At 44.8% G+C, this 26,587-nt stretch carries 23 protein-coding genes and 1 tRNA gene; 22 read left to right on the top strand and 2 right to left on the bottom strand.

Annotation, left to right across the window (positions count from 1 at the left end):
* The first annotated feature begins 228 nt into the window (after positions 1–228).
* The 16 genes from CA600_RS22955 (at position 229) to CA600_RS23030 (ending at position 18,071) form a co-directional block, all read left to right on the top strand.
* Entirely contained in the window at positions 229–1,965 is a 1,737-nt protein-coding gene (locus CA600_RS22955; protein ID WP_094873175.1) for a tetratricopeptide repeat protein, read from the top strand.
* Positions 1,966–2,005: 40 nt separating this feature from the next.
* On the top strand, positions 2,006–2,959 hold the full coding sequence (trxB, locus tag CA600_RS22960; protein ID WP_094873176.1) for a thioredoxin-disulfide reductase: 954 nt from the start codon (positions 2,006–2,008) through the stop codon (positions 2,957–2,959).
* A 309-nt stretch (positions 2,960–3,268) separates the two neighbouring features.
* Positions 3,269–4,696 (top strand): glucuronate isomerase, encoded by a 1,428-nt coding sequence (uxaC, locus tag CA600_RS22965; protein WP_094873177.1) that lies wholly within the window; start codon positions 3,269–3,271, stop codon positions 4,694–4,696.
* Between the two features lie 57 nt (positions 4,697–4,753).
* Positions 4,754–5,758 (top strand): LacI family DNA-binding transcriptional regulator, encoded by a 1,005-nt coding sequence (locus tag CA600_RS22970; protein ID WP_094873178.1) that lies wholly within the window; start codon positions 4,754–4,756, stop codon positions 5,756–5,758.
* A gap of 163 nt (positions 5,759–5,921) precedes the next feature.
* A complete protein-coding gene (locus CA600_RS22975; RefSeq protein ID WP_094873180.1) occupies positions 5,922–7,391 on the top strand; it encodes a tagaturonate reductase in 1,470 nt (489 codons plus the stop codon).
* Positions 7,392–7,425: 34 nt separating this feature from the next.
* Positions 7,426–8,916 carry a UxaA family hydrolase gene (locus CA600_RS22980; protein ID WP_094873194.1) on the top strand — a complete coding sequence of 497 codons (1,491 nt, stop codon included), beginning with the start codon at positions 7,426–7,428 and terminating at the stop codon, positions 8,914–8,916.
* A 194-nt stretch (positions 8,917–9,110) separates the two neighbouring features.
* Positions 9,111–9,338: a DUF1858 domain-containing protein gene (locus CA600_RS22985; protein ID WP_094873181.1), complete on the top strand. Its 228-nt coding sequence runs from the start codon at positions 9,111–9,113 to the stop codon at positions 9,336–9,338.
* A 41-nt stretch (positions 9,339–9,379) separates the two neighbouring features.
* Positions 9,380–10,642, top strand: coding sequence for a DUF438 domain-containing protein (locus CA600_RS22990; protein ID WP_094873183.1), 1,263 nt, complete (start codon positions 9,380–9,382; stop codon positions 10,640–10,642).
* A gap of 208 nt (positions 10,643–10,850) precedes the next feature.
* Positions 10,851–11,801, top strand: coding sequence for an ROK family glucokinase (locus CA600_RS22995; protein WP_042184026.1), 951 nt, complete (start codon positions 10,851–10,853; stop codon positions 11,799–11,801).
* A 45-nt stretch (positions 11,802–11,846) separates the two neighbouring features.
* The gene (rapZ, locus tag CA600_RS23000) at positions 11,847–12,746 is read left to right on the top strand and encodes an RNase adapter RapZ (protein WP_042123306.1); all 900 of its coding nucleotides are present in this window, start codon (positions 11,847–11,849) and stop codon (positions 12,744–12,746) included.
* Between the two features lie 57 nt (positions 12,747–12,803).
* Positions 12,804–13,751: a gluconeogenesis factor YvcK family protein gene (locus CA600_RS23005; protein ID WP_179085868.1), complete on the top strand. Its 948-nt coding sequence runs from the start codon at positions 12,804–12,806 to the stop codon at positions 13,749–13,751.
* A gap of 146 nt (positions 13,752–13,897) precedes the next feature.
* Positions 13,898–14,827, top strand: a complete 930-nt coding sequence (gene whiA / locus CA600_RS23010; protein WP_042123310.1) for a DNA-binding protein WhiA — start codon at positions 13,898–13,900, stop codon at positions 14,825–14,827.
* Between the two features lie 97 nt (positions 14,828–14,924).
* Positions 14,925–15,194 (top strand): HPr family phosphocarrier protein, encoded by a 270-nt coding sequence (locus CA600_RS23015; RefSeq protein WP_036687106.1) that lies wholly within the window; start codon positions 14,925–14,927, stop codon positions 15,192–15,194.
* 150 nt (positions 15,195–15,344) lie between these two features.
* Positions 15,345–16,100 (top strand): SIMPL domain-containing protein, encoded by a 756-nt coding sequence (locus CA600_RS23020; protein ID WP_094873184.1) that lies wholly within the window; start codon positions 15,345–15,347, stop codon positions 16,098–16,100.
* A gap of 122 nt (positions 16,101–16,222) precedes the next feature.
* Positions 16,223–17,323: a PdaC/SigV domain-containing protein gene (locus CA600_RS23025; RefSeq protein WP_094873186.1), complete on the top strand. Its 1,101-nt coding sequence runs from the start codon at positions 16,223–16,225 to the stop codon at positions 17,321–17,323.
* A gap of 109 nt (positions 17,324–17,432) precedes the next feature.
* Complete coding sequence (locus tag CA600_RS23030; protein WP_094873187.1) at positions 17,433–18,071, top strand: GDSL-type esterase/lipase family protein; 639 nt, start codon at positions 17,433–17,435, stop codon at positions 18,069–18,071.
* Positions 18,072–18,166: 95 nt separating this feature from the next.
* On the opposite strand, the gene clpP is transcribed toward CA600_RS23030, so the two are convergent.
* Both clpP and CA600_RS23040 read right to left on the bottom strand, forming a co-directional pair.
* Positions 18,167–18,763, bottom strand: a complete 597-nt coding sequence (clpP, locus tag CA600_RS23035) for an ATP-dependent Clp endopeptidase proteolytic subunit ClpP (RefSeq protein ID WP_042184034.1) — start codon at positions 18,761–18,763, stop codon at positions 18,167–18,169.
* A 193-nt stretch (positions 18,764–18,956) separates the two neighbouring features.
* A tRNA-Arg gene (locus tag CA600_RS23040) sits at positions 18,957–19,031 on the bottom strand.
* A 334-nt stretch (positions 19,032–19,365) separates the two neighbouring features.
* Between CA600_RS23040 and CA600_RS23045 the strand changes: the two genes are divergently transcribed.
* The 6 genes from CA600_RS23045 (at position 19,366) to eno (ending at position 26,511) form a co-directional block, all read left to right on the top strand.
* The gene (locus tag CA600_RS23045) at positions 19,366–20,418 is read left to right on the top strand and encodes a sugar-binding transcriptional regulator (protein WP_042123320.1); all 1,053 of its coding nucleotides are present in this window, start codon (positions 19,366–19,368) and stop codon (positions 20,416–20,418) included.
* Positions 20,419–20,520: 102 nt separating this feature from the next.
* Positions 20,521–21,531 carry a type I glyceraldehyde-3-phosphate dehydrogenase gene (gene gap / locus CA600_RS23050; RefSeq protein WP_036687120.1) on the top strand — a complete coding sequence of 337 codons (1,011 nt, stop codon included), beginning with the start codon at positions 20,521–20,523 and terminating at the stop codon, positions 21,529–21,531.
* 116 nt (positions 21,532–21,647) lie between these two features.
* On the top strand, positions 21,648–22,829 hold the full coding sequence (locus CA600_RS23055) for a phosphoglycerate kinase (RefSeq protein WP_094873189.1): 1,182 nt from the start codon (positions 21,648–21,650) through the stop codon (positions 22,827–22,829).
* Between the two features lie 26 nt (positions 22,830–22,855).
* Positions 22,856–23,608 (top strand): triose-phosphate isomerase, encoded by a 753-nt coding sequence (tpiA, locus tag CA600_RS23060; protein WP_060626476.1) that lies wholly within the window; start codon positions 22,856–22,858, stop codon positions 23,606–23,608.
* 1 nt (position 23,609) lies between these two features.
* A complete protein-coding gene (gene gpmI, locus CA600_RS23065) occupies positions 23,610–25,154 on the top strand; it encodes a 2,3-bisphosphoglycerate-independent phosphoglycerate mutase (protein ID WP_094873191.1) in 1,545 nt (514 codons plus the stop codon).
* A gap of 70 nt (positions 25,155–25,224) precedes the next feature.
* Complete coding sequence (gene eno, locus CA600_RS23070; protein ID WP_042123330.1) at positions 25,225–26,511, top strand: phosphopyruvate hydratase; 1,287 nt, start codon at positions 25,225–25,227, stop codon at positions 26,509–26,511.
* Positions 26,512–26,587: the final 76 nt, after the last annotated feature.

Here is a 26,587-nt window from a genome sequence, read left to right on the forward strand (position 1 = left end):
CGTCTTTTTTATTTTTATTTGAAAAGTTGTTGTATGTGGAGTGGTAGAGTCTTTCTCAACTTGAGAATCTCACGGTCACATGTGGTATACTGTGTGAAGATAGCCGCACCCATATAGGGAACGGAATAGCGATTAAGTTTGGAGCTCCGGTATACCCCATTGGGCGCCGTCCTCCTATTTTTTCGTTAGTATAAAAGGAAGCTTCTTATAAGGGGGTGCCTTGCTTCCATGATGGAGAGAACTTCAGAGTATGAGGAGAATGGTAATGTTATTCCCGTCACTCTGAATGCCAATTTTTTCTTTGAAAGAGCCGTTCGGTCCTTGGATCGCTTTCAATATGATAAGGCATTAAAGAATTTTCGCAAAGCTGTAGAGTACGAACCGGAGAACCCGGTAAATCATTGCAACGTAGCAGGTGTATTATCAGAAATGGGTAATTATGAGGTGTCAAACGATATTTTGACCCATGTGCTGGAGAATATTGATCCTGGAATGACGGAATGTTATTTCTATATGGCTAACAACTTCGCCAATATGGAAAGCTATGAGGAGGCAGAACGCTCACTCGTTACTTATCTCGAAGAAGATGTGAACGGTGAGTTTCTGGCCGAATCGGAAGAGTTGATGGAACTTCTGCAATATGAACTGGATCGTCCTGCACCGCTTATCCGGATTAGAAGCCGGGAAGGGGTAATAGAGCATGAGCGGGCCCGGGCGCTGTTGGAGGAAGGCAAGTTTACACAAGCCGTTACTTTGCTTGAAGAGATTGTGAGCAATACGCCAGACTTCTTGGCGGCGCATAACAACCTAGCCCTTGCGTATTTCTATATGGGTCGTTTTACCAAAGCCAAAGAATGTATTATGCGGGTGCTTGAACAGGACTCTGGCAATTTGCACGCACTTTGTAACTTGGCGATCTTTCTGCAGTATGAAGGTGACCGCGGGCAACTGGCAGGATTATTACGTCAGCTAGAGACGACTATTCCTTTTCACCAGGAGCATTTGTTCAAAATGGCCACTACGATGGGAATTCTTGGACGGCATAGAACCGCCTATGGTCATTTTCGTCGCCTGCTGAAGGATGAGGAAGTCGGCGGTGACGCCAGCTTGTATCATTACTGTGCGGCAGCAGCAAGTAATAGTGGACTGTACACAGAAGCTCAACGCTGCTGGCAAAAAGCTACTAAGCTGGATCCGGAATCGGCTGTGCCGAGATTTTTTCTGGCCCAGCTGCAGCAAGCACAGGGAGAAGGCAAAGCGTTATCTCCAATCAGCTACAACTATCAGCTTCCATTTCAAGAGCAGCTGAAGCTGTGGAAAGATAATAAAGGCAGCTTTGCCGAAGAGGTGCGGAACAATCCGCTGCTTCGTTCCTCCTTCTTCTGGGCGCTTCGCTACGGAGATGCCAATACGAAGCTTCAGGTGACGGAAGCTCTGCGTTGGATCGAAGATGAAGAAATGTCCGAGATTCTGCAAGGACTTCTGAAGCAACAGCCATTGCAGGAAGAAAAGCTGCAAGAAGCTGCGCTTCTCAGCCTGCAACGACTGATTGGTAGTGTTCCGGAGGAAAATGTACTTCAGGAAGCCAAAGAAACTTCTACTGCACGTCTGAAGGGATTGCCAGAATGGAGAGATGATTGGCAAAAAGTCATCGACCAGACGGTAAGTATGATGGACCGGAGATTTGATGCCGTCCAGAAAAAAGACGCTGAATTACTTTGGAAGCAATTCGTGAGCAGCATCTATCCAGATGTTCCTTTTATCCGTCACGCGGGGGGCTGGAGTGCTGCCTTAGAATATCTGATCGCAAAAATGCATAACCTTCCAGTTACCTATCGTGAAGTAGCTCTGCGTTACGACGTTTCTGTGTCGATGGTCAGTCGTTATGCTCGGCGTATCGATGATGAATGTAGCTTTCAGGGAAGTGTGAGCGACAGTCTTCCCCCGTTTACTGAAAATATCTAAATTCTTGACGCTTAAACCCTATTGTGAGGAGGCCACTGTTATGTACAAAACGATTGTAATCGGAACAGGCCCGGCCGGGCTTACTGCTGCTATTTATCTGGCACGTGCCAACCTTAACCCACTTGTAATTGAAGGCTTGCAGCCAGGTGGACAACTGACAACGACAACGGAAGTAGAGAACTTTCCAGGTTTTCCTGAAGGGATTCTCGGTCCGGATTTAATGGACAACATGCGGAAGCAGGCTGAACGTTTTGGTGCTGAATTTAAGAATGGTTGGGTGGATTCAGTGGATTTTTCACAGCGTCCATTCAAAGTGACAGTAGATGGTTTGGGTGTATTAGAGGCAGAGTCGGTAATTATTTCTACCGGTGCTTCTGCCAGATATTTAGGAATACCAGGGGAGCAGGAGAATGTGGGCCGTGGGGTCAGCACTTGTGCTACTTGTGACGGCTTCTTTTTCCGGAACAAAAAGATTATCGTGGTCGGTGGAGGAGACTCCGCGATGGAGGAAGCCAGCTTCTTAACAAGATTTGCTTCCAGCGTAACTCTGGTTCATCGTCGTGATGAGCTCAGAGCTTCGAAGATCATGCAGGATCGCGCACGCGATAACAGTAAGGTTGCGTGGGCACTTAACCGTACACCGCTTGAAGTAACAACCGGCGAGTCTGGCGTTAAAGGGCTGACGGTTCGCAACAATGAGACAGGGCAGGAAGAACTCATCGAAGCGGATGGGGTGTTTGTCGCGATCGGACATACGCCGAATACCGGGTTCTTAGGCGGCCAGATTACTACGGATACCAATGGCTACATTGTGGTCACCCCTGGAACGACAGAAACGAACATTCCGGGTGTATTCGCTTGTGGTGACGTGCAGGATACCCGTTACCGTCAAGCGATTTCTGCAGCAGGCACCGGCTGCATGGCAGCAATGGATGCTGAGAAATACTTAGAGGGTTCGATGGTGCATGATTGGAGCGAAAATCTGGGCAGTTAATTTCCCGCTAACTTAAATTGGAATGACTTCTAGCAGGCGATCCTTATCTTACAGGATTGCCTGTTTTTTTATGATAGGAAATAGCGGTATTAAAATAACTGTAACAATGTCCTTCGAAAAAGACTTGCGCATTTTATAAATAAGTTTACAATGTAGATAAATGTTAACGTGAACAATTTTCAACACAACGCTAGGCAAAACATTTATTTTAGATTTAATTAATATTCAATGAATAGTTCAAACATCAAAATGTTTACGTTAAACCGATTGTAACTCCCATTATGATTATAAAGGAGAGCAGCAAAACTCATGAGCAGAAAATTTATGGATGAGAACTTCTTATTGTCCAGTGAGACTGCGATTCAGCTGTTTCATAACTATGCGAAAGACATGCCGATTATCGACTATCACTGCCATCTCAGTCCGAAAGAGATTTATGAGAACAAGACGTTTAACAATATTACCGAGGCTTGGCTGTATGGTGACCATTACAAATGGAGAGTGATGCGGGCAAATGGTGTAGAAGAGAAGTACATTACCGGTGATGGTAGTGACTACGATAAATTTTTGGCCTGGGCAAGAACTGTTCCAAGGATAATCGGTAATCCGCTCTATCATTGGACACATCTGGAGTTACAGCGTTTCTTTGGAGTATATGATTTGCTAAATGAGGTTAATGCTCCGAAGATTTGGGACGAAGTGAACAAGCAACTGCAAGGCGAGGGCTTTGGAGCAAGAGACTTGATCATTAAATCGAAGGTGACCGTTGTATGCACCACCGATGACCCTGTAGATGATCTAGAATATCACGAGAAAATCAGTACTCTAAGTGGATTCGAAGCTAGCATAGTTCCGGGATTCAGACCAGATAAATCACTCGAAATCAACCGTCCTACCTTCAAGGCTTGGGTGGATCAGCTTAGTGAAGTTTCGGGAATAGCGGTTGAGCATTATGGACAGTTTCTTGAAGCGCTGGAGAGCAGGGTGAGATACTTCCATGCTAGAGCGGGCCGTGTATCCGATCATGCTTTGGATGCAGTAATTTTTGAGCCAGCTACCTTGGAGGAAGCTACAGAAATATTCGCCAAAGCAATTCGTGAAGGCACTGTAAGCGAGAGTGAAGAGAAAAAGTACAAAGGGTTCACACTTATATTCCTCGGGAAATTATATAGCGAACTGGATTGGGCGATGCAATTCCATATCCATGCGCTTCGTAATAATAACAGCGTAATGTTCGGGCGTCTCGGTCCGGATACAGGCTATGATGCCATCAATGATGGCATGATTGCTAAACCACTGGCAGGACTGCTTGATGCGCTGGATCGTGAGAACGCACTGCCTAAGACGATTTTGTATTCATTGAATCCGAATGATAATCATGTCATTGCGGGTTTAATGGGCTGCTTCCAAGGGGGAGGTATACCTGGGAAAATTCAATTCGGAACGGCATGGTGGTTCAATGACAATAAGGATGGCATGCTGGAACAGATGAAGACGCTCGCTAATCTAGGGGTACTCAGCCAATTTGTCGGAATGTTAACAGACTCCAGAAGCTTTTTATCGTATACCAGACATGAGTACTTTAGAAGAATTCTATGTGATCTTGTAGGTTCTTGGGTAGAGGCTGGAGAAGTCCCGGATGATATGGAACTGCTGGGCGGTATGATTGAGAACATCTGTTACAATAATGCGGATCAATATTTCAATTTCTCGAAACAGGCATTGGTGACAAGGTAATCGTTATGATATCCTTACATGGAAGAGCCAAACCCGTTGGATAAGGAAGGTTGACCCATGGCACCTACAATCAAGGATATCGCCAAATTGGCGAATGTTTCACATACAACTGTATCAAGAGCACTTAACAACAGTCCACTCATTAAAGAGGTCACACGTAAAAAAATTGCTGAGATTGCCGCGCAAGTGGGTTACGTCCCCAATTACAATGCTAAAAGCCTTGTAATGCAGCGATCATATACCATTGGCTTGTTCTTCACGAGTATTGCCAAGGGCACAACATCCGGTTTCTTCTCTGACACGATCCGTGGTGTGAACAGCGTTATAGATGTTGAATATAATTTGTTCATACGTGGGATCGACGATTATGCAGAGTACTCCTCCATTCATCACAAACGTTTTGACGGAATTATTCTAATGAGCCAAAGTGAAGCAGACAATAAATTTATTTACCATGTGATCCAGCAAGGCATTCCAATCGTTGTGTTGAATCGACAGATCGATGATCGCTCCATTATTAACATCATCTCGAATGACCGGGAAGGCGCTTATCATGCAGGTAAATACCTGATAGAATCCGGCCATCAAGACATTGCGATTATTGAAGGCGTCGAAGGCTTTAAATCCACACAGGAGCGCAGAGATGGTTTTATAAAAGCATTGATAGATTATAACATTCCTGTGCGTAATGACTACATGATCAGTGGTAAGTATGATTTGCAAAGTGGATATGAGGCGATGGGCCAGCTGCTGGATCTGGAAAAAGCGCCGACGGCAGTATTTTGCTCTAATGACGATATGGCGATCGGAGCTATGAAATCTGTGTTTGAACATGGGCTGCAGGTGCCGAATGATGTCTCTATTGTTGGTTTTGATGATATTGGCTTTTCGCTCTTTGCCAATCCTTCGTTGACCACAGTTAAGCGTCCGATTGAGAAAATCAGCGAGCAAGGTGCCCGTAAGCTACTAAGCTTAATCAAAGAGCCATTGGAGAATGAAGGGCTAATCTCGATCGACACGGAGTTTATTGCGAGAGAATCGGTTAAGAACCTGCAAAGATAGTAATGATGCACATACCAGCGACGTAATCCTTTACAATTTGTGAGGGGTTTTCAATTAAAATTTTTACGTGTGCATATTATTTAACATAACATAATATAAATATTGTTTTATATGGTAATTTAACTTTGTTTATCGTGTGCATTATAAATTAGGAGGCATTTGTATGAACAGATTAAATAGTGATAGCTGGAAAGCTTATAAGCAATATCCCGAGAAGGTTCTGCAATTTGGTGAAGGGAATTTCATGCGCGCTTTTGTAGATTGGCAGATTCATACCATGAATCAAAAAACGGATTTTAATGGCGGAGTAGTTGTGGTACAACCGCTGGGCAACGGACTTGCAGAAATGCTAAATGCTCAGGATGGGTTGTATACGCTTTATCTCCAAGGGCTCAAAGATGGGGCAGCGGTAAAAGAACATGAGGTTATCAACTGTATTACGCGAACGCTTAATCCTTTTGCCCAGCATGAGGAGTATATGAAGCTTGCCGAGAATCCAGAGCTGCGCTTTATCGTGTCTAATACCACGGAGGCGGGAATTGCTTTTGAAGGGGACGACAAATTAACGGATGCTCCGCAAAGCAGTTTTCCAGGCAAACTGACGGCCTTATTGTATAAACGTTTCGAATTTTTTAATGGGGATGCTTCCAAAGGTTTTATTATCATTCCGTGTGAGCTGATTGACCGAAATGGGGATGAGCTTAAGAAGGTTATTTTGAAATATGCTGAACTGTGGAATCTTGGAGACGGCTTTATTGAATGGCTGAATGAAGCCAATACCTTCTGCTGCAGTCTGGTAGACCGCATTGTTCCCGGATATCCAAGAGACAGCATCGCTGAGATTACTGAAGAACTGGGGTATGAGGATAAGATGGTTGTTGTCGGCGAGCAGTTCCATCTTTGGGTAATTGAAGGGCCGCAGTGGATGAAAGAGGAGTTCCCGGCTGAACTAGCAGGTCTTAATGTGCTCGTGGTAGATGATATGACCCCTTACCGGACTCGTAAAGTGAGAATTCTAAACGGAGCGCATACCGCGATGACACCCGTAGCGTATTTGTACGGAATTGATACGGTGGCTGAGGCGATTGAGCACGAAGAGGTTGGGGCGTACGTGAAGTCCTTGATCTATGATGAGATCATCCCGACGCTGGATCTGCCGGTAGAGGAATTGAATTCTTTTGCAGACGCGGTATTAGAAAGGTTCCTGAACCCGTATGTGCAGCATTACTTGATGAGCATCTCTCTGAATTCTATTTCGAAATTTAAGACAAGAGATCTACCTTCGTTGCTGCAATATGTAGAGTCCAAAGGACAATTGCCTGAGAAGCTTGTCTTCTCATTAAGCGCATTAATTGCCTTCTATAAAGGACGCAGAGGGGAAGAAGAGATTCAGCTGGCGGATGATGCAGATATTGTGGAATGGTTCGCCTCCTTATGGGGAGGATGGGATGGCACAGATACTGGGTTACGCGCACTGGCTGTCGAGGTATTAGCGGCGACAAATCGCTGGGGCTGTGACCTGAACGAAGTGGCCGGACTTACGAATAAGGTGACAGAAGGGCTCATTGCGATTGAGAGAACAGGTATGAAGCAAGCGCTGCAAGCGTACGTGAAGAGACCTGCGCACAACTAATACACAGGAGGTGGATGACGACATGATTAAGACTATGAAAGAGGTACTGCAGATTAACGAGGCTGATAACGTGGCAGTTGCACTTAAAGACTATCAAGCAGGCGACACCATTGTGATAGGTTCAAAAGAGATTAAAATTACGGAAGATATTGCTAGAGGTCATAAAATTGCACTAACCAGCATTAGCGAAGGTGAGTATGTATTGAAGTATGGCTATCCCATCGGTCATGCTAAAGCGCCTATCGTGCCGGGCCAGTGGGTGCATACCCATAATACGAAGACAAACCTAACAGGGGTTGAGGAATATACTTTTGAGCAGAAGCTGACACCCAATCCTTTTAAAACAGAAAATTTGACCTTTAAGGGGTATCGTCGTTTTGACGGATCAGTAGGTATTCGTAATGAGCTATGGATCGTCCCTACGGTTGGTTGTGTAAATGGAGTGGCGGAGCAGATCATTAATATTTTCAAGGCAGAGGTTGGGGATATCGCTCCATTTGATAATGTACTCGTGCTTAAACATAACTATGGTTGTTCTCAGCTAGGCGATGACCATGACAATACTCGTACAATACTTGCTAACGCGGTTAAGCATCCAAATGCGGGCGCCGTACTTGTGCTCGGACTAGGTTGTGAGAATAACAATTTGCATATTTTTAAAGACATGCTGGGTAGTTACGATGAGGATCGAGTGCGTTTTCTTGTCTCCCAAGAGGTTGGAAACGAGATTGAAGAAGGCGTAAAGCTGCTGAAGGAACTCTACAATAATGTACAGGGTGATCATCGGGAAGAAGTCTCACTCTCTGAGCTGAAGATTGGTCTGAAGTGTGGAGGCTCGGATGGCCTGTCCGGGATTACTGCGAATCCGCTTCTTGGACGTCTGTCTGACTATATGGCTGCCCAAGGCGGCACAACTGTACTCACTGAAGTACCAGAAATGTTTGGCGCCGAAAAAATTCTGATGGAACGTGCGGCAGATGAAGCTATTTTCCACAAAATTGTTGATCTCATCAATGACTTTAAGCAGTATTTTATGGACTATAAACAGCCGGTATATGAAAATCCTTCACCAGGAAATAAAGCCGGAGGAATTACTACGCTTGAGGATAAATCTCTGGGCTGCACTCAAAAATCCGGTAATTCTACGGTAATGGATGTACTCAAGTACGGAGAGCTTATCACTAACAAAGGCTTAAATCTTCTTAACGCGCCGGGCAATGACCTAGTGGCTTCGTCGGCTCTGGCTGCTGCTGGCTGCCAATTGGTGATCTTTACGACCGGGCGGGGAACGCCTTTTGGAACATTCGTGCCTACGATGAAGGTATCTACCAATACCCCATTGTATGAAGGGAAACGTCACTGGATCGATTTTAATGCAGGGGTGTTGGTTGAAGACGGTTCTCCAGATGAGGTCCTGCGCGACTTCATTAACTACATTGTCAATGTAGCTAGTGGAGAATGGGTGAATAACGAGAAGAACAATTTCCGCGAGATTTCCATTTTCAAAACAGGCGTTACGCTATAATGAATGATTTATAACAGATCAGGCTGTCCCTTATGCTTTTTATGGTAGGGGGCAGTTTTTTATTTTCATACGAATACATAATCCTCTGTTAAAAGAATGACTCTTCTTAATTAGTGATTGCAATCACAATGGCCCCATTCAGCCTGTGCTAATCTGTTGTTGAGAATAGTTCTCACAAAAAGGAGAAGAGTTGCATGGAAAAAGTCCTGCGAATGGATGAGTCTATCTTCGACATTGTATCACGGCATCCAGAGGTCATCGAGATTATGGTGGATCTGGGCTTTAAGGATATCGCCAAGCCGGGCATGCTGCAGACCGCTGGACGTTTCATGACCTTATACAAAGGAATCAAGTTGAAGAAAATAGATCTCGACACTGTGAAGTTAGCCTTTGAACGTCATGGCTTCGAGATTGTGAAATAAAGAGCAAATGATAACCAAACTTCATTAAGGAGTGATCAATAATGAGTGAGCTTATAAATAACCGCGAGGTTGATGCACCGGAGCAGACTCGTCGCCAAGCCATGCTTAAGGAAATTATTAAAGAACTGCATGCAGGCAAAAGCGTTGAAGAGGTTAAGGCACGCTTCGAGGAAGCTGTAGGTGATGTTACTGTTGCAGAAATCTCTGCTATGGAGCATTCGTTAATGACCGAAGAAGGGATTCCGGTATCCGAGGTACAGCGGCTTTGTTCGGTGCATACAGCCATTTTCAAAGGTTCTATTGAGGAAATCCACCGCTCCTCGAAGCCTGAAGAACAACCCGGCCACCCAGTCCACACCTTCAAGCTAGAAAACCGTGAGATTGAAAGACTTGTGAACTTCCGCATGGATCTGCACGCAACAAAGTTTCAGAAGAACGATAGTGAGGAACTGATCTTCAAGCTGCTGGAGGATCTTAGCTTGCTGCTGGATCTAGATAAGCACTACAGTCGAAAAGAAAATCTGTTGTTCCCATACCTCGAAAAATACGGCATTTATGGACCAACCAAGGTCATGTGGGGAGTGGATGATCATATCCGCCGTATGATTAAAGAGGCAAAAGCAGCGCTCAGCAGCTACAGCGGAAATGCAGCAGATATTGGTGCTCAACTTACGGAGATCATCAAGGAAGTTAATGAAATGATTTTTAAGGAAGAAAATATTTTATTGCCTATGTCGCTGGATAAATTGACGGAAGACGAATGGGTCAAAATCGCTCGGGAGAGCGATGAGATCGGATTCTGTCTAACGGCGCCTGAACAGGAGTGGATACCCGAACGTGCCGCAGAGCCGGAAGGTGCAGCATTGCAGGGTGAAGCAGTGGGTGCGGCTCCCCAGGAAGGGTTCATTCGTTTTGAAACAGGGCTGTTATCACTGCATCAGCTCGAAACAGTACTCAATCATCTGCCAGTAGATCTGACATTCATTGATGAGAATGATGTCGTTCGATATTTTTCACACGGGAAGGAACGTATCTTTGCCCGAACTAAGGCAGTTATCGGCCGCACGGTACAGAACTGCCATCCTCCCCAAAGTGTGCATGTGGTAGAGAAGCTTCTGGAGGACTTTAAGGCAGGCATTAAGGACGCTGAAGACTTCTGGATTAACATCAAGGATAAATTCATCTATATCCGTTATTTTGCTGTCCGCGACGATACAGGTCGGTATATGGGCACGCTGGAGTTCACACAGAATATTGCCCCAATTCGTTCACTAGAGGGACAAAAACGCATTTTATCAGAATAGCTGGGTGCTTTGGGTGATTTTCCAGTAATAATATAGGTAGAAGACTCTCTTACTTAGGCGTAAGGGGGTCTTTTTAGAATATAATAGAGTATACTCTTAAAATAAGGAATTCCCGGGTGTGTTGTCTTTCCTTGACCACAGAGGGGGCTTCTATTATAGTTGGTACTTAGGATTAACTATTTTAGTATAAAAAAAGGTGGCTTGTTACATGTCTGAGAATATCTACGTTGGCGTGGATTTGGGTGGAACTGCAATTAAGGTTGGAATCTGCAATGCTGAGGGAACTCTATTGCATACTTATGAGGGACCTACAGGAACTGCAGAAGGTGTCGATACTGTTATCGATAATATCGAGAAGTATGTTCGCCAAATTGTGGAGGATTCCCCGTACTCTTGGGATCAGCTTGCAGGTGTAGGAGCGGGCGTAGCAGGGTTCACAAATATTCGTGAAGGAATCATTATACTTGCGCCTAACATAGGATTTAAAGATGTGCCGATTCGCTCCATTTTGGAAGATCGCTGGAACAAGCCTGTCAAAATAGACAATGATGCGAACGTGGCTGCACTGGGTGAAGCCTGGAGTGGTGCAGGACGCGGGATTGAAAATTGTGTTTGCTATACGCTAGGAACAGGTGTTGGTGGCGGAATTATTATTAACGGAAAGATTTATCAAGGTTTTGCAGGTCTAGCAGGTGAGCTTGGCCATATCACTGTAGTGCCGGATTTGGAAGCCATTCAATGTGGTTGCGGTAATATGGGATGTCTGGAAACCGTTTCCTCCGCTACAGGAATTATTCGTATGGCTAACGATGCAGTAGCTCGTGGTGATCGTACTTCGCTCTCAATGGTAGAGAAGATTGCTGCGAAGGAAGTCTTTGATGCGGCTAAGGCTGGCGATGAAGTAGCGATTCGCATAGTAAACCGTGCAGCATACTACCTGGGTAAATCTATGGCTTCTGTTGCAGCCGTGCTTAACCCTGAGGTCTTCATCATTGGTGGTGGTGTGTCTAAGGCTGGAGATATTCTATTTGATGAAGTTCGTCGTGTGTTTGCTAAGCTCGCACCGGCTCCGCTTCAGACTGGTGTTTCGATTATCCCTGCGGAGCTTGGTAATGATGCAGGTATTGTGGGTGCAGCAGGTCTTCTGCTTCGTTCTTAAAAGATAGGGAGTATTCATATACTAATTTAGGGAGGGGACGCTTTAATGACCGAATTGGACAATACTCCAACGGCTGGAGCCACCCTGATCATTATTACCGGAATGTCAGGTGCGGGTAAGACAATTGCTGTTCAGAGTCTAGAAGACCTAGGGTTCTTCTGTGTCGATAATTTGCCGCCGGTGCTGATCCCTAAGTTTGCAGAACTGATTGAGCAGTCGAAGGGTAAGATCGCCAAGGTAGCGCTTGTGATTGACCTGCGCGGTAGGGAATTCTTCACTGCTTTGTCCGAGTCTCTAGCCTATATCAAAGATGAGTCAACCATTGGCTGTGAAATCTTGTTCTTGGATGCTACGGATTCGGTGCTTGTGCAGCGTTACAAGGAAAGCCGGCGTCATCATCCGCTAGCGCCTAAGGGACTTCCGCTTGATGGTATCAAGCTGGAACGTAAGATGCTTGAGGAATTAAAGAATTCAGCCACATTATGTCTGGATACTAGCAGTATGAAACCAGTGCAGCTCAAGGAGAAGATCGTTTCTCGGTTCTCGCATTTAGGAAAAAGTACACTCTCCGTCAACATTACATCGTTCGGATTTAAGTATGGTATTCCTATTGATGCAGACCTCGTATTCGATGTTCGCTTTTTGCCTAACCCACATTATGTGGATCACCTGCGGCCCAAAACAGGTCAGGACAGCGATGTCTATGACTATGTAATGAAGTGGCCTGAAACACAGGTATTCCTGACCAAACTGCTCGATATGCTTCATTTCTTAATTCCGCAATATCGTAGGGAAGGTAAATCCCAGATTATTATCGGCATTGGCTGTACCGGCGGGAAACACCGTTCAGTAGCCATTTCTGAATATTTGGGCAAAATGCTGGGCGTCAGCGAAACGGAATCCGTAGCTGTTAGTCATCGGGATTCCGAGCGTGATCGGCACTAATGAGAGAAGGGGTCCATAGTGGCTGAAGAACAAAGACAGCGTCCACGTATCGTCGTTATGGGCGGTGGCACGGGACTATCTGTCATGCTTCGCGGCTTAAAAGAAAAGCCGCTAGATATTACAGCTATAGTTACCGTAGCAGATGACGGAGGAAGCTCGGGCATTTTGCGTAGTGAACTGCAAATGCCGCCTCCTGGGGACATCCGCAACGTATTAACAGCTATGGCTGATGTAGAGCCGCTCATGGCGGATATTATGAGATATCGTTTTAACACGGGCGAAGGATTGGCGGGCCATAGTCTTGGTAATTTAATTCTTGCCGCGCTTACAGATATATCTGGCGATTTTGTCACAGCTGTTCGTGAGCTTAGCCGATTATTTGCTGTTCGCGGACGGGTATTACCCGCTGCGGGAGATGCCGTAGTACTGCGTGCAGAAATGTCGGACGGCACGATTATCACGGGGGAATCTAAAATACCGGAAGCAGGCGGGATCATTAAACGGGTTTCATTGGAGCCTGCTGATGTGGAACCGTTGCCTGAAGCGCTTGAAGCGATTCGAAATGCAGATGCAATTCTTTTGGGTCCAGGGAGTCTATATACCAGCATTCTTCCGAACCTACTTGTTCCGAAGCTAGCAGAAGCTGTTGTATCTTCTGATGCAATCAAAATTTTTGTCTGCAATGTAATGACTCAGCCTGGCGAAACGGATAATTATACTGTAAATGACCATCTACAAGCCGTTTATGATCATATTGGAATTCATTTATTTGATTATATTATTGTGAATGACGGTGAAATTCCAGAGCAGGTGCAGTCGAAGTACGCTGAGAAGGGTGCGCGTCCGGTACAGCTCGATAAGGATGTACTAGAAGGCAGTGCATATAAAGTTATAGCGGATAAGCTAGTGTTATTCCGAACTTATTTAAGGCATGATACCGATAAGCTTAGTCATCATATCTATCAGCTTGTGCAAGATTGGATAAACAGAAACCCTAGGGTATAACTTAAAATATAAGAGAGTATAAGTTTACACCTATACTTTATGGTTTATATTTCTCGCTTAAACGCTTACCGTCCTTACAAGGACACCGAAGGCTTTTATGCTTGTATATATGAATGACGTACTTATTTCAGAAAGAGGTGAGACCCTTGTCTTTTGCGGCCCTTACCAAAAAAGAGCTGACGATGGTGGAGAGTGAGCCCTGTTGTGAGAAGGCGGAAATGTCAGCGCTTATCCGTATGAATGGATCTGTGCAGCTTTCAAGCAAAAAGGTGATTCTCGACATTTCGACGGAGAACGCCGCGATTGCAAGGCGGGTATATTCTTTGCTTAAGAAATATTACCAGGTCCATATTGAGCTACTCGTGCGTAAAAAAATGCGTTTGAAGAAAAATAACGTGTATATTGTTAGAATCCCCAGCCGCGTACAGGAGATCTTAAATGATCTCAGAATTGTGTCCGAAGGATTTATTTTTACCGACGGTATTGATAAAGAGATTGTTGGGAATAACTGCTGTAAGCGTGCTTATTTGCGGGGTGCTTTTTTGGCGGGCGGATCGGTTAATAATCCGGAGGGTTCCTCTTACCATTTGGAGATTTCCTCGATGTATGAGGAGCACTGTAAAGCGCTAGTTGATCTGGCTGGTGAATTTCACCTAAACGCACGCTGCATTGAACGTAAAAAAGGGTTCATTCTATACATTAAAGAAGGCGAGAAGATTATCGAATTCTTAAGTCTGATCGGCGCGCATCAAGCGTTGTTCAAATTTGAGGATGTAAGAATTATGCGTGATATGCGTAATTCCGTGAATCGGATCGTGAACTGCGAGACCGCGAATCTCAATAAAACGATAAGTGCCGCGGTGCGGCAGATTGAGAATATCAAATTGCTGCAGCGAGAAGTGGGGCTGGAGAGCTTGCCGGATAAACTGCGGGAAGTTGCAGAAATCCGAATGGCACATCCAGATATCAACCTTAAAGAGGTTGGTGAAATGCTGAAAGGTACGGTTAGTAAGTCCGGAGTAAATCATCGACTTCGTAAGATTGATGAACTGGCGGACAAGGTTCGAGGCGGCTAGTCACTTTTTTTCTAGTGTGGTTTACGTTATAATGATATAATAATATAAAATTAATGTGAAATTTTTGGGGAGAACTCAATTAGGGGGTAAGCGTTTCATGACAAAGCACCCGGTAGTTGTTCGGTTGAAGACAGGGCTACACGCTCGACCGGCAGCATTGTTTGTGCAAGAAGCTAACAAGTTTTCGTCGGAGATTTTCGTGGAAAAAGACGATAAAAAAGTAAACGCCAAAAGTATTATGGGTATTATGAGCCTAGCGATCAGTTCCGGCACGGAGATCTATATCAGCGCGGATGGTGCAGACGCCGATCAAGCTGTAAACGCTTTGACGAGTCTCGTCAGCAAAGAAGAGCTTGAGAACCAATAATCTTTTGACATGACTTTTTATTGCATGACTAAAAAGCCCCTAGGGGCTTTTTTTAATACCAAAAAATAGATTTAAGATGTGCAACATTTACCAGAATGACTCGTCTAGAGGATAATAACAAATCACAAAAGATGAAAGGGGCTGGCAAATATGAAAGGTTTGGTAAAGAAGATTGGTTCAGTGTTGATTGTAGGGAGTTTGTTAATTGGAGGAATTGGTATGAGTGGTGTCTCCCAGGGTCCTACAAAGGCTTACGCAGATGAAGTGCAGAAAAATGTTGTTAGTGTAGTAGGTAAAGGCGAATTGTCCATCAAGCCGGATATTGTATACTTGTCCATCGGAGTAGATACTACGGCGTCAACTGCGCAAGAAGCGCAAAAAACAAATGCTGCTAAAATCCAAAAGATCACTACCCTACTGAAAGGGACTTGGAAAATCGCAGATAAAGATATTCAAAGCACCCAATTCTATGTGCAACCCAACTATAGTTATAGCGAAAAAGAAGGACAGCAAGTAAAAGGATACAACGCGAATCATACGCTGTTAGTGTCTTATAGAGATCTGACTAAGGTTGGTGAATTGCTTGATGCTGCATCTGCAGCAGGGGCAAACAATCTCGGAAATGCACGTTTTTCTGTGGAAGATACTTCTGCCTTTGAAGCTCAGGTGATTGAAAAGGCGATGGCGAACGCAGATGTTAAGGCAGGAGCTATTGCTAAGGCAGCTAAACGTAGCTTAGGCCAAGTGCTCACGGTTAGTCAAAATGATGGCGATATTACTCCAGTATATTTTGAACAAAATCTAAAAATGGATATGGCTGCAGCAGATGCTGGTGCAAGCACATCCGTTCAACCGGGAGTAGTTAAAGTTACAACCCAACTAAGCGTTATGTATGAATTGAAATAGTAGCCTACAAGATGAATACAGAGAGAAGAGGTAATCTTCCGCTTAATAGTGGGGGATGCCTCTTTTTTGTGTAAGCTCTCTGGGATTATGTTTAATTAATTGGAAAGGAGAGGGAAAACAAGATGATGAATATCTCAAAAGAAATCGTACGCAAATGGGGCATAGGTTTGATGTCGGCGGGGTTATTGCTTGGTGGAGGATTACTGCCTAGTGATACGGGTTATGCAGCGTCTGATCAGGCGAAGAGCAAGGCTAATGCTTCAAGTATAGTATTAAAGGCGAACGGGGTGATTTCGCAGCAGACAGGTATTGTGCAGGAAGGGAAGGTCTGGGTCCCAATTACCTTTATGCGTGATGTGCTGGGATTACCTCTCACTTATGATAAAGAAGAAAATGCATACACGATTGGAAAAGGGACGGCTAAAGCCAAGTTAATGCTATCTAGTTTTGGTACTTCTATCTGGGTGAACAACTATTACATTCGGGAATATGAAGGAAAGCTAATAAACAATCGTCTCTATGTTCCATCCGGTCTCTTAAATGATTATTTGGGCTATAAAGTGGATTGGACTCTAGGCTCTAGTAAGCTGAACGTGATGAACAGACCACAGAACGCATTGACAGTAACCACTGAGACCTATGCTAAAGATCGAAAAGAGGCTTTAATCCAGCTTGATTATCCGAAAATTAGTGGACTGAGTCAATCCGCTGCGCAAAAGGCCATAAACGATACCTTGAAAGAAAGTGCCATGAGATTCGCCGCAGGGGCAGAGCAGGATATCTCCAATCGTTCTGGTTCAGAGCCCAAGTATACTTATGATATAGATTATGTAGTGACCTACAATCAGAATGGTGTGATTAGTTTGCTGCTGTCACAGTATAGCGATACGGGCGGGGCTCATGGCATGACCAACCGGGAGGCGTTTACCTTCTCGCTCAAGGATGGCAAACGTCTATTGCTGGGCGATCTTTTTGGTGCTAACCCAAACTACAAAAAAACGTTAAATGCTAAGTTGAACAAGCTGGTAAAAGCGGAGGAAAGTTATTTGGGAGGATTCAACGGATTGAATACGGAAAAGTATTTTTATCTGAAGGATGATCAGGTCGTTCTGTTCTTCCAATTGTATGAATACACAGCTTATGCAGCGGGGTTCCCCGAATACCCCTTTACTTTCAAAGAACTGTTGCCGGAAGGCGGTAGCCCATTTGCTGCTGTAAAATAAATAGAGAATTCGTAACCGCTAGTGCCACCACTGGACATCTCCCCCTTACCAGAATCCCCTCGAATTCATATGCTAAATGGAGTAACTAGTTTATGAACGGGGGAGAGCTATGAGCTATCAATACACTGCAATTGGCGATTCCTTGACGACTGGATTTGGCGCTCTGCCAGGTAACGGTTTTGTACCGGTGTACCGTAGAATGGCGGAAGGGAGACTGCGTTCTAATGTAGCCTCTACGAATTTGGGCGTGAATGGATTGACTACTTCTGAACTGGAACAGCGGCTACGGGGGAGTGCAATGACTCGCGAAGCCATTCGAGCAGCCGATATTATCACGCTATCCATTGGTGGGAATGACTTAATTCATGCTGCAAAGGCCGCAGCTAGACAACCTGGGAATTTATCTAAAGAGCTGGGAAGATCACTGCAGGAATGCAAACAAAATTTCGCTGTCATTATGAGTATTCTCTTCCAATTGAAAGCGGGGGCACGTAGACCTTATATCATTCGAATTGTGGGATTGTATAATCCCTATCCTCAGGTAGTAGGCGCTACAGAGTGGGTGAAGCAGTTTAACCGCTATGCATCGCAATATAGTAGCCGAGTAGTTGGATTTGCTTCTATTTATGGTGAGTTTGCAGGAAATGAGAGAGGCCTTTTATCGTTGGACCACTTACATCCTAATGGCCGAGGCTACCGTGTGATTGCTGAGAAACTCAATGCGCTTGGTTATGGTGGTTTGAATTAATTGAGATTCATTTGTAATGGTGGTCTGAAAAGCAAAGAGGCTGTGCGCTAACCATCAAGTGGATAGTGTACAGCCTCTTTGTGGTGTTTTATAGCTTACACACCGCTAGGCAGTGTTTTCTCGATGACTTTATCAACGATACCGTAAGCTGCCGCGTCTGCAGCAGTCATAAAGTAATCACGATCTGTATCCTTCTCAATACGTTCCAGGGGTTGACCCGTACGTTCTGCAAGAATGCGATTCAGCTTATCGCGCAATTTGAGGATACGGCGAGCACGGATTTCGATATCCGTTGCTTGACCTTGAGCACCACCCAGAGGTTGGTGAATCATGATCTCACTGTTAGGAAGTGCGAAGCGTTTGCCTTTAGCACCAGCGTTAAGCAGGAAAGCTCCCATGGAAGCTGCCATACCGACACAGATGGTGGAAACGTCTGGCTTAATGTACTGCATTGTATCAAAAATAGCCATACCTGCAGTGATGGAACCACCAGGGCTATTCACATAAAGGTGAATGTCCTTCTCAGGATCTTCGGCAGCCAAGAACAGCATTTGTGCGATGATAGAATTGGCTACCACGTCATTAACCTCCGTTCCAAGGAAAATGATGCGGTCCTTCAGCAGGCGGGAATAGATGTCATAAGCGCGCTCACCGCGGTTGCTCTGTTCTACTACCATAGGAATATAACTCACGTGGAAAACCTCCTTGATATTGGTTCTTCAAATGTATTCATTTTTACTCTTGCCGTATTACCCACATGATAAACAAATTCAAACAAAAAGTCAAAGAAAGTCAAACTTATATTCAAAAAAAAGAGCCGACATGCGGCTCTTTGGTTAAGTAGTAGTATAGGCACTACTAAATTATGTACAAAAGTGAAATTAATGGCGCGCCCGCCAAGAATCGAACTTGGATCTCAGGCTTCGGAGGCCTACGTCATATCCATTGGACCACGGGCGCAACAAAAATGATTATAATATAATTCCTGAGCAATTGCAATGAATTTAATAATACAGAGCAGGACACTATCCTTTTTCTTAAAGGTAGACAAGCTTATATTCGTTTTCACTCAGAGATAGAATCTGGATAGTTAATGACAGGTTTTAGGTGCTTTAACTCTTTCCCAATCTTATAAATGTATAAGAAGACAAGCGCTTGAGAATTCTACTCTCGGAAGACTTGCACTTCGAGCAATATTTGGTTAGAATATGAGTGGGACTTAAAAAGTTTACCCGGGACATTTTGAGACCATGAACAAGGGAATAGAGGAAGACGAAGTTGCAGGAGTGAAAGCATGCGTAATTTATTAGATATCCAAAAGCAGCTTCTGCCTGATCTCATGGAAACCCTTAAGAGACGGTACACGATTCTTCATCAGATCATGCTGTCCGATATCATTGGACGCAGAACGCTTGCCGCTTCGCTTGATATGACTGAGCGGGTACTGCGTGCCGAGACGGATCTTCTGAAATCGCAAGGGCTCATTGAGATCGAGAGCGTTGGTATGCGCATTAGCGCTGCTGGGCGCAGACTGCTTGATTTGCTAGAGCCGGTCGTTAAGAGCCTGTTTGGTCTGGATGAGCTGGAAGAGAAAATTCGGGCAACATACGGTCTGGATAAAGTCATTGTGGTGCCGGGTGATTGTGAGTCATCACCATTCACCAAACGTGAGCTTGGCCGCGCAGGTGCAAAAGCGCTGCTCAGTGTCCTCCGTACAGATGATATTGTTGCTGTCACAGGTGGATCAACGCTTGCCGATATGGCTGATCAACTGACACCGCCGTTATCCCTTTCCTATAAGAACGCCTGGTTTGTTCCAGCGCGTGGCGGATTAGGAGAGAGTATGGAGATTCAAGCCAATACGATTGCCTCTACAATGGCAAAACGGGTTGGAGCGAATTACCGGTTGCTGCATGTCCCTGATTTACTTAGTGGGGATGCCTATCAGTCATTAGCACTTGATTCTAATATTGGAGAGATTGTACAAATCATCCGCAGTTCGCGTATTATTGTACATGGGATTGGGGATGCCATTGAAATGACTCGCCGCCGCAAGCTGGATGAGGCTACTGTCTCAGAAATCCAGGGTGAGGGAGCAGTGGCAGAATCCTTTGGATATTATTTTAATGAAGATGGTCAGGTTGTGCATACGATGCTTACGATGGGATTACGTCTAGAAGATATTGTTCGGACGGAAACTGTCATCGGTATTGCCGGAGGCAAGCCAAAGGCCAAAGCTATTCATGCCATGCTGCGTTTCGGGCAGGAGAATATTCTCGTCACGGACGAGGCTGCTGCTGTGGAAATAGGCAAGGAGATTGACAATCAGTTACAGATATCGTCGTAACTTACTAGAACATATATCTTGCATTATACTTAACATTGTTGTCATGACAGGCTTCACGGTCTGTTTTGAATAAATAAAACGAATTCTAGGAGGAACTATTCAATGAGTGTAAAAGTTGGAATTAACGGATTTGGACGTATTGGACGCCTTGCTTTCCGCCGTATTCAAAATGTAGAAGGTATCGAAGTGGTAGCAATCAACGACTTGACTGACGCTAAGATGCTTGCTCATTTGCTTAAATATGATACAACTCAAGGTAAATTCCAAGGTGATGTTGAAGTGCATGACGGCTTCTTCAAAGTCAATGGCAAAGAAGTTAAGGTTCTTGCTAACCGTAACCCTGAAGAATTGCCATGGGGCGACCTAGGCGTTGATATCGTACTTGAGTGCACAGGTTTCTTCACAACTAAAGAAGCAGCTGAAAAACACTTGAAAGGTGGAGCTAAGAAAGTAGTTATCTCCGCTCCAGCTACTGGCGACATGAAAACTGTCGTTTACAACGTTAACGATGACATTCTTGATGGTACTGAGACTGTTATTTCCGGCGCATCTTGCACTACTAACTGCCTAGCTCCAATGGCAAAAGTATTGAACGACAAGTTCGGTATCGTTGAAGGCTTGATGACTACAATTCACGCTTACACTGGCGACCAAAACACTTTGGATGCTCCACATGCTAAAGGTGACTTCAGACGTGCTCGTGCAGCAGCTGAGAACATCATCCCTAACACTACTGGTGCTGCTAAAGCAATCGGTCTGGTTATTCCAGAACTTAAAGGTAAATTGGATGGTGCAGCTCAACGTGTTCCAGTTGCAACTGGTTCCCTGACTGAGCTTGTAACTGTTCTTGATAAGAGCGTTACTGTTGAAGAAATCAACGCAGCTATGAAAGCAGCTTCCGATCCAGACACTTATGGTTACACTGAAGATGAAATCGTATCTTCCGACATCAAAGGTATGACTTTCGGATCCCTGTTCGATGCTACACAAACTAAAGTATTGACTGTTGGCGACAAACAACTGGTTAAAACGGTTGCTTGGTATGACAATGAAATGTCCTACACTGCACAATTGGTTCGTACTTTGGAGAAATTCGCTAAAATCGCTAAGTAATTGACTTGATATAAGCAACATCTATAGAGCGGAAACAGAAGTTCCTTGTTTCCGCTCTTTCTAAATGTATTTCTTGTTTCCTGCTAGAAACAATATGGGGTGTGGAGGAATTAATCATGAACAAAAAGAGCGTCCGTGATGTAGAAGTAAAGGGTAAACGCGTATTTGTACGCGTGGATTTCAACGTGCCTGTAGAAGACGGTAAAATTACTGATGATACTCGTATCCGCGAAACACTTCCAACTATTAAATATTTGATTGAGAACGGTGCAAAGATCATTCTTGCAAGTCACATGGGTCGTCCTAAAGGCCAATTCGTAGATTCCATGCGTTTGACTACTGCTGCTGAACGTCTGTCCGAGCTTCTTGGCAAACCAGTAGCTAAAGCTGACGAAGCTGTTGGTGAAGCTGTAAAAGCAAAAATTGCTGAGCTAGGAGAAGGCGACGTACTTGTACTTGAGAATGTTCGTTTCTACCCAGGCGAAGAGAAAAACGATCCTGAACTGGCTAAACAATTTGCTGAACTGGCTGATTTGTTCGTTAACGATGCGTTTGGTGCGGCTCACCGTGCTCATGCATCGACAGAAGGTATCGCTCATTTCCTACCAGCTGTATCCGGTCTTTTGATGGAGAAAGAATTGTCTGTTCTGGGTAAAGCTCTTTCTAACCCTGAGCGTCCTTTCACTGCAATCATCGGTGGTTCGAAAGTGAAGGACAAAATTGACGTGATCGACAACCTGCTGAATTTGGCAGACAATGTCTTGATCGGTGGCGGTCTGTCCTACACCTTTACCAAAGCATTGGGATTTGAAATCGGTATTTCCCTAGTGGACAACGATAAATTGGGAACTGCTCTTGAATTCATTGAGAAAGCCAAATCGCTTGGTAAGAACTTCTTGCTTCCAGTTGACGTCGTGGTAGCCGATAAATTCGGTGCGGATGCCAACACGCAAATCGTTCCTTTCAATGAAATCCCAGAAGGCTGGGAAGGTCTTGATATCGGACCGAAAACCCGTGAGCTTTATGCAGATGTGATCAAAAACTCCAAGCTAGTTGTCTGGAATGGACCTATGGGTGTATTTGAAATTGATAAATTCGCTGAAGGTACAATTGCAGTAGCAAAAGCTTGTGCAACTACTGAAGGTTATACTGTTATTGGTGGCGGAGATTCCGCAGCAGCAGCAGAGAAATTCCACCTGGCTGATCAAATGGATCATATTTCAACTGGTGGCGGTGCATCCCTTGAGTTCATGGAAGGCAAGGCGCTTCCTGGCGTAGAAGCACTGAACGATAAGTAAGACCCAAGAAGGAGGCAACTTAAGTCATGAGAACACCAATTATCGCAGGAAACTGGAAGATGTTCAAAACAGTTCCTGAAGCAGAAAGCTTTATTGCTGACATCAAAGGCAAAGCAGAAGTAGAAGGCGTTGAGACTGTAATCTGCGCTCCATTTACTAACCTGCCTGCACTTGTAGCAGCTGCAAAGGGTACAGACATCAAGATTGGCGCACAGAACCTGCACTTTGAAGATAACGGTGCTTACACTGGAGAAATCAGTGGTGTAATGCTTAGCGATCTCGGCGTAGACTATGTAATCATTGGTCACTCAGAGCGTCGTGCTTATTTTGGCGAAACAGATGAAATCGTGAATAAGAAAATGCATGCTGCATTCCGCCACGGTATCACTCCAATCGTATGTGTTGGCGAAAAGCTCGAAGAGCGTGAAGCTGATCAAACTAAAGCAGTATGTAAAGTACAAACTGAAGCTGCATTCCAAGGACTTAGTGCCGAGCAAGCAGCAAAAGTTGTCATTGCATACGAACCTATCTGGGCTATTGGCACAGGTAAATCTTCCACTTCCCAAGATGCTAACGAAGTTATTGCTTACATCCGCAGTCTTGTAAAAGATTTGTATGATGCAGCAACCGCTGAAGCTGTTCGTATTCAATACGGCGGCAGCGTGAAGCCTGAGAATGTAACTGAGTACATGGGCCAAAGCGACATCGATGGTGCGCTTGTTGGCGGTGCCAGCTTGCAGCCTGCTTCCTTCGTTCAATTGGTTGAGGGGGCGAAGTAAGATGTCAGCTCCAAGACCTGTAGCTTTGATCATCATGGATGGTTTCGGTTTGCGTGGAACCTCTGAAGGTAACGCCGTTGCTCAAGCTAACAAACCTAACTATGACCGTTACTTGAAACAATATCCTAATACTACCCTTACTGCTTGTGGTGAAGCTGTTGGTCTTCCAGAAGGCCAAATGGGCAACTCTGAAGTAGGGCACTTAAATATTGGTGCAGGACGGATTGTATACCAGGATTTGACTCGTATCGATAAATCGATCCGTGAGGGCGAATTCTTCGATAATGAAACACTGGTAGCCGCAGTTAGAAATGCTAAGAACACAGGTAAAAAGCTTCATCTTTACGCGCTTGTATCCGACGGAGGGGTACATAGCCATATTAATCACCTGTTTGCTATGCTTGACCTGGCTAAGAAAGAAGATATGCACGAAGTGTATATCCACGCTTTCATGGATGGCCGGGACGTACCTCCAGATAGTGGTAAGAAGTTTGTTCAAGATCTGGTTGCTAAGATTGAAGAGGTTGGAGTAGGTACAATTGCTACGGTATCCGGGCGTTATTACGCAATGGACCGTGACAAACGTTGGGATCGTGTAGAAAAAGCCTATCGTGCTATGGTTTATGGCGAAGGACCGAAATACACGAATGCTCTGCAAGCTATCACTGCATCTTATTCAAATTCCGTGTTCGACGAATTCGTTGAACCTAGCGTAATTGTAGACAGTGAAGGCAAGCCGGTAACGGCAGTAGAGAGCGGCGATTCCGTCGTGTTCCTCAACTTCCGCCCTGACCGTGCTATTCAGTTGTCACAAGTGTTCACGAATCAAGATTTCCGCGGTTTCGAACGGGGTCCTTTGTTCCCGCAAGACTTGCACTTCGTATGCCTGACTACTTTCAGTGAAACGGTACAAGGTTATGTAGCCTATTCACCGAAGAACCTGGATAACACATTGGGTGAAGTACTTGTGCAACAAAACAAGAAGCAACTGCGCATCGCGGAAACTGAGAAATATCCGCACGTAACGTTCTTCTTCAGTGGTGGACGTGATGAGGAGCTTCCAGGAGAAACTCGTATCTTGATCAACTCTCCTAAAGTAGCAACCTATGATCTTCAACCTGAGATGAGTGCTTACGAAGTGGCTGCAGCCTGCGTAGCAGAAATTGAAGCGGAAAGACAGGATGCTATTATCCTTAACTTTGCAAACCCTGATATGGTTGGACACTCCGGAATGCTGGAGCCAACAATCAAGGCTGTAGAGGTAACTGATGAGTGTGTAGGTAAAGTAGTGGACGCAGTAGTTGCCAAGGGTGGCGTTGCGATCATTATTGCCGATCACGGTAATGCAGACATGGTGTTTGATGAGAACGGTCGTCCGTTCACAGCTCATACCACTAACCCGGTTCCGTTCATCCTTACGGATGAAAATGTTGTATTGCGCGATCGCGGTATCCTTGCCGATGTAGCACCAACCATTCTGGATCTGATGGGACTTCCGCAACCTGCGGAAATGACCGGTCAATCCATGATTGCTAGTCGCAAATAAGGAAACAATACCTAAGATTCAAGCTTTAACAATTAAAAACCAAAACATTGTTTAAAGGAGATTAACTAAAATGACTATTATTTCTGATGTATATGCTCGCGAAGTCCTTGACTCCCGCGGTAACCCAACTGTAGAGGTTGACGTTTATCTTGAATCCGGTGCTAAAGGCCGCGCTATCGTTCCTTCCGGCGCTTCCACTGGTGCTCATGAAGCTGTAGAGCTTCGTGATGGCGATAAATCCCGTTACATGGGTAAAGGCGTTCTTAAAGCTGTTGAGAACGTAAATGAAATCATTGCTCCAGAAGTTATCGGTATGGACGCTCTTGATCAAGTGGGCATCGACAAATTGATGATTACTTTGGACGGAACACATAACAAAGGTAAATTGGGCGCTAACGCAATCCTAGCAGTATCCATGGCCGTAGCTCGCGCAGCTGCAGCAGCATTGGATATTCCTTTGTATGTATACCTGGGCGGATTCAACGCTAAAACTCTTCCAGTACCAATGATGAACATCATCAATGGTGGTGAGCATGCGGATAACAACATCGATGTTCAAGAGTTCATGGTTCTTCCTGTAGGAGCTCCAAGCTTCAAAGAAGCTCTTCGTACAGGTGCTGAAATTTTCCACAACTTGAAATCCGTACTTCAATCCAAAGGCCTGAACACTGCTGTGGGTGACGAAGGTGGTTTCGCACCAAACCTTGGTTCGAATGAAGAAGCAATCACTACAATTATCGAAGCTATCGAAAAAGCTGGTTACAAACCAGGCGTTGACGTATTCTTGGGTATGGACGTTGCTTCCACTGAGTTCTACAAAGACGGTAAATACACACTTGCTGGCGAAGGTAAATCTTACACTTCCGCTGAGTATGTTGACCTTCTTGCTTCATGGGTTGAGAAATACCCAATCATCACAATCGAAGACGGTATGTCCGAAGACGACTGGGATGGTTGGAAATTGCTTACTGAAAAATTGGGAGACAAAGTTCAATTGGTTGGTGACGACTTGTTCGTTACAAACACTGAGCGTCTTGCAACAGGTATCGAAAAAGGTATCGGTAACTCCATCTTGGTTAAAGTTAACCAAATTGGTACATTGACTGAAACTTTCGATGCTATCGAAATGGCTAAACGTGCTGGTTACACAGCTGTTATCTCTCACCGTTCCGGCGAATCCGAAGATAGCACAATCGCTGACATCGCTGTTGCGACTAACGCTGGTCAAATCAAAACGGGTGCTCCTTCCCGTACAGACCGTGTTGCTAAATACAACCAATTGCTTCGCATTGAAGACGAGTTGGGTGAATTGGCTCAATACAACGGCCTGAAATCCTTCTACAACCTTAAAAGATAATCTGCTTTTATAGCAGAGTACGAAGACCCGCCATTATGGCGGGGGGTTTTTTTTTTTTTTTTTTTTTTTTTTTTTT

This window comes from Paenibacillus sp. VTT E-133280, assembly GCF_002264385.1.
Lineage (GTDB): Bacteria > Bacillota > Bacilli > Paenibacillales > Paenibacillaceae > Paenibacillus_AQ > Paenibacillus_AQ nitricinens.

Coding starts and splice junctions, on each gene's coding strand:
- gap (WP_036687120.1), top strand. CDS start 20,521: ATGAGTGTAAAAGTTGGAATTAACGGATTTGGACGTATTGGACGCCTT.
- CA600_RS22985 (WP_094873181.1), top strand. CDS start 9,111: ATGGAAAAAGTCCTGCGAATGGATGAGTCTATCTTCGACATTGTATCA.
- CA600_RS22955 (WP_094873175.1), top strand. CDS start 229: ATGATGGAGAGAACTTCAGAGTATGAGGAGAATGGTAATGTTATTCCC.
- CA600_RS22995 (WP_042184026.1), top strand. CDS start 10,851: ATGTCTGAGAATATCTACGTTGGCGTGGATTTGGGTGGAACTGCAATT.
- uxaC (WP_094873177.1), top strand. CDS start 3,269: ATGAGCAGAAAATTTATGGATGAGAACTTCTTATTGTCCAGTGAGACT.
- CA600_RS22970 (WP_094873178.1), top strand. CDS start 4,754: ATGGCACCTACAATCAAGGATATCGCCAAATTGGCGAATGTTTCACAT.
- CA600_RS23045 (WP_042123320.1), top strand. CDS start 19,366: ATGCGTAATTTATTAGATATCCAAAAGCAGCTTCTGCCTGATCTCATG.
- CA600_RS22990 (WP_094873183.1), top strand. CDS start 9,380: ATGAGTGAGCTTATAAATAACCGCGAGGTTGATGCACCGGAGCAGACT.
- CA600_RS22980 (WP_094873194.1), top strand. CDS start 7,426: ATGAAAGAGGTACTGCAGATTAACGAGGCTGATAACGTGGCAGTTGCA.
- CA600_RS23025 (WP_094873186.1), top strand. CDS start 16,223: ATGATGAATATCTCAAAAGAAATCGTACGCAAATGGGGCATAGGTTTG.
- CA600_RS23055 (WP_094873189.1), top strand. CDS start 21,648: ATGAACAAAAAGAGCGTCCGTGATGTAGAAGTAAAGGGTAAACGCGTA.
- eno (WP_042123330.1), top strand. CDS start 25,225: ATGACTATTATTTCTGATGTATATGCTCGCGAAGTCCTTGACTCCCGC.
- rapZ (WP_042123306.1), top strand. CDS start 11,847: ATGACCGAATTGGACAATACTCCAACGGCTGGAGCCACCCTGATCATT.
- CA600_RS23015 (WP_036687106.1), top strand. CDS start 14,925: ATGACAAAGCACCCGGTAGTTGTTCGGTTGAAGACAGGGCTACACGCT.
- trxB (WP_094873176.1), top strand. CDS start 2,006: ATGTACAAAACGATTGTAATCGGAACAGGCCCGGCCGGGCTTACTGCT.
- gpmI (WP_094873191.1), top strand. CDS start 23,610: ATGTCAGCTCCAAGACCTGTAGCTTTGATCATCATGGATGGTTTCGGT.
- CA600_RS23030 (WP_094873187.1), top strand. CDS start 17,433: ATGAGCTATCAATACACTGCAATTGGCGATTCCTTGACGACTGGATTT.
- CA600_RS23020 (WP_094873184.1), top strand. CDS start 15,345: ATGAAAGGTTTGGTAAAGAAGATTGGTTCAGTGTTGATTGTAGGGAGT.
- CA600_RS22975 (WP_094873180.1), top strand. CDS start 5,922: ATGAACAGATTAAATAGTGATAGCTGGAAAGCTTATAAGCAATATCCC.
- CA600_RS23005 (WP_179085868.1), top strand. CDS start 12,804: ATGGGCGGTGGCACGGGACTATCTGTCATGCTTCGCGGCTTAAAAGAA.
- tpiA (WP_060626476.1), top strand. CDS start 22,856: ATGAGAACACCAATTATCGCAGGAAACTGGAAGATGTTCAAAACAGTT.